The 1,278-nt window shown below is 40.2% G+C and carries 3 protein-coding genes; 1 reads left to right on the forward strand and 2 read right to left on the reverse strand.

The window, feature by feature from the left end; all coding sequences use genetic code 11:
- The first annotated feature begins 69 nt into the window (after positions 1–69).
- Positions 70–318 (forward strand): YkgJ family cysteine cluster protein, encoded by a 249-nt coding sequence (locus tag A3762_RS26190; protein ID WP_082869066.1) that lies wholly within the window; start codon positions 70–72, stop codon positions 316–318.
- A 126-nt stretch (positions 319–444) separates the two neighbouring features.
- On the opposite strand, the gene A3762_RS23775 is transcribed toward A3762_RS26190, so the two are convergent.
- Both A3762_RS23775 and A3762_RS28010 read right to left on the reverse strand, forming a co-directional pair.
- Positions 445–645, reverse strand: coding sequence for a DUF2788 domain-containing protein (locus A3762_RS23775; RefSeq protein ID WP_068474998.1), 201 nt, complete (start codon positions 643–645; stop codon positions 445–447).
- 142 nt (positions 646–787) lie between these two features.
- Positions 788–1,278: glycosyl transferase (locus tag A3762_RS28010; protein WP_197469547.1), on the reverse strand; the 491-nt coding region annotated here is incomplete at its 5' end.

Consider the following 1,278-nt stretch of genomic DNA (forward strand, 5'->3'; position numbering starts at 1 on the left):
CTGGTAAATCTGATCAGTACGGACTAAAACCATTCTACCCTGTTTAACATCTTAATAAGGCAGCTAAACATGAAGTGCCATGATCCCTGCGGAGCATGTTGTATCGCGCCAGAGATAACAAGTGCTTTACCAAATATGCCAGACGGAAAGCCAGCCGGAATCCGGTGCGTTAATTTGGATTCCGAAAATCGCTGTATGGAATATGAAAAAAGACCTAAAGTGTGTCGCGAATTTAACCCTACAGAATATACATGCGGTGATTCATTTGAAGATGCTTTACGATTAATCAGCGAATTAGAAGCAGCAACTAAGAGCTGAGTTGTTTGCGAAGAAAGTTGGTTTTAATCGATATAGAAATTATCGAGCTGGTTTAATTTTCAAACCACCAGAAAACAAAAAACCCGCCATCAAGCGGGTTTTTTACTGAGCAGCGTTAGCTAATTACTACACGCCGAGCGTTTCAACTAGTACGGCTTTAATTACGAAGCCCGCCGCGCCCATGCCTAGTGCAGCAAAAAGAACCATTGTGCCGAATTTGCCAGCATCTGATTTCTTAGCTAAATCCCAAACGATATAAGCCATGTAAGCGATAAGCGCCGTTATACCGATCGCTAAGCTCCAAGTTTCAAAGGTCTCTACAGACATATTCGCACCTATTTAATCTAAGTAATGAAAAATTTTGGTGGATTCTAATTGATCTAGATCAAATTACTAGTGCTATTACAGTGATATCAGAGATAAATCGTAGTGAATAATAATCAAGCAATTGTGCGGTCAGGTAAATGGCTTATCTGTCGCGATAATATTGCCTTGCAACTTTATCTGCGTCTCGAAATATCCAATATGAAAATCGCCATCGCCACATATTTAAGATTGTTTTAACGAAGCCTTCTGTTTCCCATTTCCTAGCGGACGTGATGGAGCGAAACGTAAACTGCTGCGGTTTAGAGTTTTCTTTTAAACGAATCGATATTTCAACATCTTCCATGAGGATTTGCTCTGGAAAACCTCCGAGAGTCTCGAAGACACTTTTTTTGATTACTTGTGTTTGGTCACCCGTACATATGCTGCTTAATCCAGATCGCCAACGAATCATAAAACTCAAAAAACGAAAATGAGGTGCGTAGTTATCAAATTCAAGCGAACCATATCCCCACGAGCAATCAGAATGACTAAAGTCCTTAAGCTGTTGATCATTAAACAATTCAATGGTCGTGTCTGCGTGAACAAACATCAGAATGTCGCCTGAAGCATGCTTAGCACCAAAATTCATTTGAT

The organism is Oleiphilus sp. HI0125 (assembly GCF_001635355.1).

Coding starts and splice junctions, on each gene's coding strand:
- A3762_RS26190 (WP_082869066.1), top strand. CDS start 70: ATGAAGTGCCATGATCCCTGCGGAGCATGTTGTATCGCGCCAGAGATA.
- A3762_RS23775 (WP_068474998.1), bottom strand. CDS start 645: ATGTCTGTAGAGACCTTTGAAACTTGGAGCTTAGCGATCGGTATAACG.